Source organism: Thomasclavelia sp. (assembly GCF_017889095.1).
Classification (GTDB): domain Bacteria; phylum Bacillota_I; class Bacilli_A; order Erysipelotrichales; family Coprobacillaceae; genus Thomasclavelia.
The window spans coordinates 1-5,653 of record NZ_JAGHEW010000125.1 but is presented as its reverse complement, the minus strand read 5'-3'; the positions used below and the strand labels follow the sequence as shown (position 1 = coordinate 5,653).

At 27.3% G+C, this 5,653-nt stretch carries 5 protein-coding genes; 2 read left to right on the top strand and 3 right to left on the bottom strand.

The genetic code is table 11. The features are described from left to right. Nucleotides 1-795: 795 nt before the first annotated feature. A complete protein-coding gene (locus J7M77_RS05750) occupies nucleotides 796-1,899 on the top strand; it encodes an ATP/GTP-binding protein (RefSeq protein ID WP_296876881.1) in 1,104 nt (367 codons plus the stop codon). Next, on the top strand, nucleotides 1,892-2,788 hold the full coding sequence (locus J7M77_RS05745) for a hypothetical protein (protein WP_296876880.1): 897 nt from the start codon (nucleotides 1,892-1,894) through the stop codon (nucleotides 2,786-2,788). The genes J7M77_RS05750 and J7M77_RS05745 overlap by 8 nt, the downstream gene beginning before the upstream one ends. A gap of 129 nt (nucleotides 2,789-2,917) precedes the next feature. Here the strand turns inward: J7M77_RS05745 and J7M77_RS05740 are convergent, their stop codons facing one another. The 3 genes from J7M77_RS05740 to J7M77_RS05730 form a co-directional block, all read right to left on the bottom strand. Continuing rightward, nucleotides 2,918-4,282 (bottom strand): sodium-dependent transporter, encoded by a 1,365-nt coding sequence (locus tag J7M77_RS05740; RefSeq protein WP_296876879.1) that lies wholly within the window; start codon nucleotides 4,280-4,282, stop codon nucleotides 2,918-2,920. A 93-nt stretch (nucleotides 4,283-4,375) separates the two neighbouring features. After that, a complete protein-coding gene (locus J7M77_RS05735) occupies nucleotides 4,376-4,759 on the bottom strand; it encodes a CoA-binding protein (RefSeq protein ID WP_296876878.1) in 384 nt (127 codons plus the stop codon). A 52-nt stretch (nucleotides 4,760-4,811) separates the two neighbouring features. Beyond that, nucleotides 4,812-5,653: M3 family metallopeptidase (locus J7M77_RS05730; RefSeq protein ID WP_296876877.1), on the bottom strand; the 842-nt coding region annotated here is incomplete at its 5' end.

Genomic DNA, 5,653 nt, shown 5'->3' with positions numbered 1-5,653 from the left:
TATTAAAGTTGAATAATTGTTGAAACAAAAAGATATGATAATTTTAATGAAAAACGGAAACAGTTGTTTTAGATAGGTGTTTTTTGTTTTTCGGTTTTGTTATTTGATTGTGCTATTTTTGGCGTATTATACTACTCTTCGGAGAATCCTGAACTATTTTAGATGACATTGATATCAATAGTTTTCAATCTTGTGTTGTCTAACAAAGCATATTGATTTTTAGATAATAATTTATAACATTATAATAGTTGTTATTTAAAAGAAAATGTTTAGATTTTTCTTCGTTGGTGAAATTTAATCCTCTAGATATTAGAAGTTCATATTATTTATCGATTGTTTTAAAAGGTTTCATTAGTTTTGCTCCTTAATAAAGAAAAAACTGCCATTATAGAATGACAGGCTTTCCGCCGCAGCCCCCGTAGAGTTACTGCCGCTTCTTTGTAGCATCATTCTATAATCATTTTTAAAAGTTGTCAATAAAAAAAGGATCACCTATAATAAAGTTCTAATTTAAAAATACTGAAAAATCTAATGATAAAAACAGTTGAGATGTGTTATACATTTCTAATGTAATTAGGTTGTTTAATACTAACTGAATCCATGACTTAATTATACAGCCTTTTTTATCTACTATTCCTATTTAAAATTATTTTTTAATTTTCTTAAATTATGTATGTGTGTATATATTTGTTCAATACTATAGTAGATTAGTTTTACTGTATTTTTTTTACGGTAAATATTGAAAAAGTTTAGAAAAAAAGATATGATAGTTTTAATGAAAGAAGAGGAAATGTAATGTTAATTAAATTTGAGGTTGAAAATTTTAAAAATTTTAAAAATAAAATAGTCTTAGATCTATCTAATACAAAGGGATATGAATTCAAGAAGGATTTAATCAAAAATAATGCAGTACGTGGTGGAATTATATTTGGAAAAAATGCTTCAGGTAAATCAAATTTAGGGTATGCAATATTTGATATTGTAAATCATTTAACTGATAAAGAGAAAACAACTATTGACGTATTTCCTTACAAAAATTTAAATTCTGATTCAAAATATGTAGCATTTGTTTATCTATTCAAATTTGATGGAGTTGAAGTAGAATATAAATATTCAAAAATTGATCCAGAACAATTAAACAATGAAATTCTAAAAATTAATGGAAAAACTGTAATTGAATATGATTATTCTATAAATCACGGTATTTGTAAACTATCAGGAACAGAAAACTTAAATAAGGTTTTAGATAATAATAAACTTTCTTTTGTTAAATATATTAATAATAATTCTGTATTAGAAAAAGATTTTACAAATGATGTTTTTAAACAATTTATTGATTTTGTTGATAAAATGCTGCTTTTTTATTCTTTGGATTATAATCGTTATTTTGGCTATAAAAATGGAAGTGAATCAATAGCTGATGCAATAGTAAAAAAAGGGAAACTTAACGATTTTGAAAATTTTTTAAATGAACGTGAAATTAATTGTCGACTTATTTCAAGGGAAATTAATGGTCAAAATAAAATTTATGTTAAATATAAACATGGAGAAGCTGATTTTTATTCAGTTGCCTCAACTGGGACTAAATCTTTAGCATTATTTTACTATTGGCTTATTAATGGAGAAGATGCATCTTTTATTTTCATGGATGAATTTGATGCTTATTATCATTTTGAATTATCTAGAGAAATTGTAGAAGAAATTATTAATCGTACTAATGCACAAGTTCTATTTACCTCACATAATACAAATTTAATGAATAATGATCTTTTCAGACCTGATTGTTTATTTATTCTTCAAAATAAAGGAATTAAAGCAATGTGTGATTTAACTGATAAGGAGCTTAGAAAAGCCCATAATCTTCAAAAAATGTATAAAGCAGGTGCCTTTGATGAATGATGAACATAGAACTAAAATTGCTTTTATTATCGAGGGTACTAAATCAGAACCGTTAATAATTAATAATTTACAAAAAAATTTTTTTAATAAGGCAGAGATTAAACCAATAATATTGCCAGCGTGTACTAATATTTATGCTCTTTGGAAAAAAATTCATGAAGATGATGGGGATACAGATATTATCGAATTAATAAAAGAAGTTAGTGAAAATCAAAAAACAAAGAGAATTGATAATATTAATGATATTGATTTTAGAGAATTAAATAGAGAAGATTATTCAGAAATATATTTATTTTTTGATTACGATGGTCATAATGATAATTTACCGGCAACTTGTAATCATAATGATGTTATGAAAAAAATGTTGGAAACATTTGATAATGAAACAGAAAACGGAAAAATGTATATTAGTTATCCTATGGTAGAGTCAATAAAGCATTTTAATAGATTTGAAATTTGTAATGATGAAATTTCATGTTTTACTAGAATTGATATGGGTAAAGATTATAAGGCTTTTGTAGCTGGTTTTACGATAAGAGATAATTTAACTAAATATAGTAATGATGACTGGCGATATGTGTTATTAAAATATATAAGTTCTATCTATTGTTTATTTGATCTAAAATCAGGTTTAACTAGAGATGAGTATTTAAAAAAAATTATACCAAAAAATATTTTTGAAAAACAATTTGATAAATACATAAAAGTACTTGGTGGCGTTATGGTATTGAGTGCTTTTCCTGAATTTTTGTTGGATTATTTTAAACTAGAAGTATTAGAGAATATGGTAGGGTATAATGGATTGTTAAATGTTCAATATAATCATAGCTGTATAAAATGGCGTCTAGAAAACTTTGCTTCTAATGATAAAATTTTGCTGAAGGTTTAAAATTATATGGTAAAATTAGAAGATTAGTTAAATTTTTCGTTTAAATACTATTCTTGTTTGAAAGCAAATAATTGAAATGGATAAAATGTAAGATTACAGTAAAAAATGCAATCATCGCGATTGCATTTTTTAAATTGAAATAATATTTAAAGCTGATAGTACAGAGCTTATAAAAATTATTAATAATCCAGGTACAACAATATATTTCATACAGAATAAATAAGCTTTTTTGCGTTTAAACTTAGAACTATATTCAACTTCATCGACAACCGTTTTCAATCCTGTTACTTTGATGATCAATAAACAAGTACAAGCTGAAGAAATTGGCATCATGATTGAATTTGTCATAAAATCAAAGAAATCTAAAATAGATAAACCAAGTGGAGCAATAAAGTCTAATATGCCAAATCCAAGGGAACATGGAATACCTAAAATTACAATAATTCCTAAAATAATTAAACAGCATTTTTTTCTTGAGATAGTAAAGCTATCTTGAATAATTGAAACACAACATTCCATTAATGAGATAGCAGATGTCAATGCAGCAAATAATACTAACGTAAAAAAGACAATTCCAATAAAACTTCCCATTGGCATACTTGCAAATACTTTAGGCATTGTAATAAACATCAATGATGGTCCCGCTTGTAAAGTTTCAATGTTGCCATTAGAAAATGCAAAGACAGCTGGAATGATCATTAATCCGGCTAAAAAAGCAATTGCTGTATCCATGATCTCAACTTGAGTAATTGACTGTTCCATATCGATATCTTTTTTCATATAAGAACCATAAGTAAATAAGATTCCCATTCCAATTGAAAGTGAATAGAACATTTGTCCCATTGCAGCTACAATTGTAGTTAGTGAAAATCTAGAAAAATCAGGAATTAAATAATACTTAACTCCTTCACCGGCACCAGGAATAAAAAGTCCATATACAGCAATAAATAAGGCCATGGCAACTAAAGCTGGCATCATGATCTTACTGCATTTTTCAACTCCTTTTTCAACTCCCAGCATAACGACAATTACTACCAATAAAGCAAAAACAAGTAACCAAATTACTGGTTGGACAGGCAGTGAGACAAAATTAGTAAAATAATCGTTATTTGTAAGTGAGGTACTACTATTAAATAAAAATTCAAATAAATATTTACATACCCAGCCACCAACTACACAATAATAAGGAACGATTAAGATTGGGACAATGGCATTAAGCCACCCACCAATTCTTAATTTTTTTGCTCCCAATTGTTTATAAGCAACAATAGGGCTTTTTTTAGTTTTTCTTCCTAAAGCTGTTTCACTTATTAATAGGGCAAATCCAAAAGTTACAGCTAAAATAAAATAAGTTACTAAAAATGTTCCACCGCCGTATTTGGCTGCTAAGTATGGAAAACGCCAAATATTCCCTAGTCCAACTGCAGAACCGGCAACAGCCATAACATAGCCTAAACGCCCTGAAAAGGTGCTACGCTTTTGTTTTTTTTCCATTCGATTCTCCTTTTTTATAATTTTTTCTAATTGTATAAAAAAAATTGATTTAAAGCAACTAATAATATAAAAAAAGGTTAGCATAATACTAACCTATAGGTTTTGACTTTCAACAAGAACACAATTTTGATAATAATCAAATTTTGCAGTTTTGATTAGTTCCATCAAGTTATCATCATAAGTTCCTGGCTGTAACCAGATTTTATCGATCTTTAATTTTTGACATTCTTTAAGATAATCAACACCAAATTTAGGACTTACGACAAATACCGCTACATCAACTGGTTCATTGATTGCAGACAAATTATGATATGTAGCTTCACCTTCGATATCTTTATAAATTGGAGAAACACCAAAAACATTTTTACCTAATTCTTTTAAACATTTATAAATCTTATAACCATATTTATCAGGATTATTAGTTACCCCAATTACTGCAAAATTATGATAGTTCTTTAATACTTCTCTAGCTTCCATGATTTCCTCCTTTTTTAAAATTATACCAGTATTAAAAAAGGAAGTCTAATAATTAGCCTTCCAACAATAATTTTTTATACAATTCAATATCTTCTTTAAAAGTGTCAATTGAAGCTTGCCAAAAGCTTTTATCTTTAAGATCTATTCCTACATTACTGCATACCGTTTCTAAATCCATTTTACCAGTAAGTGATAATAAGTCTTCATAAGTTTTAGAAAAAGAAGCTCCTTTATGCTTATAGATTGCATATAATCCTTTCGCTAATAATAAACCGAAAGCATAAGGAAAATTATAATAAGAATAGCTGGCATCATAGTAATGAGGCTTCCAAGTCCACATATATGGATGTAAGTATTGAGAATCCAAACCATTTCCATAAGCTTTAAGCTGACAGGAAGTCATTAATTCTTTGATTTCTTTTACAGATAGAGCGCCATTTTTTCTTTTTTCAAAAAAGCTGTTTTCAAATAGATAACGAGAATAAATATCCACGATTACCTGAGTTGCACTAGATAACTCATCTTCTAATAAAGCTAACTTAGTTTTATTATCAGCATTTTTTAATGCTGCTTTAGTAACGATCGTTTCACAAAAAGTTGAAGCAGTTTCGGCAATTGGCATTGGGTATTCACTATTTAAGATAGTTTCATTTTTTAAACATTCACCATGAAAACCATGACCTAATTCATGTGCCATTGTAATGACATCAGAAAAAGTATTTCCATAATTTAATAGAAAACGACTTTCTTTAATACTATGAAGGTTGCAACAAAAAGCACCACCAACTTTACCGCTATGAGGATAAACATCAATCCAGTTTTCATTTACTGCTTTTAAAGCAAAATTGGCTAAATGATTAGAAAAAGTGTTAAATTGTTCAACTACAAATTTAG

Bases quoted from the DNA above. Each gene is read 5' to 3' on its own strand.
- J7M77_RS05735 (WP_296876878.1), bottom strand. From the start codon at position 4,759: ATGGAAGCTAGAGAAGTATTAAAGAACTATCATAATTTTGCAGTAATT.
- J7M77_RS05745 (WP_296876880.1), top strand. From the start codon at position 1,892: ATGAATGATGAACATAGAACTAAAATTGCTTTTATTATCGAGGGTACT.
- J7M77_RS05740 (WP_296876879.1), bottom strand. From the start codon at position 4,282: ATGGAAAAAAAACAAAAGCGTAGCACCTTTTCAGGGCGTTTAGGCTAT.
- J7M77_RS05750 (WP_296876881.1), top strand. From the start codon at position 796: ATGTTAATTAAATTTGAGGTTGAAAATTTTAAAAATTTTAAAAATAAA.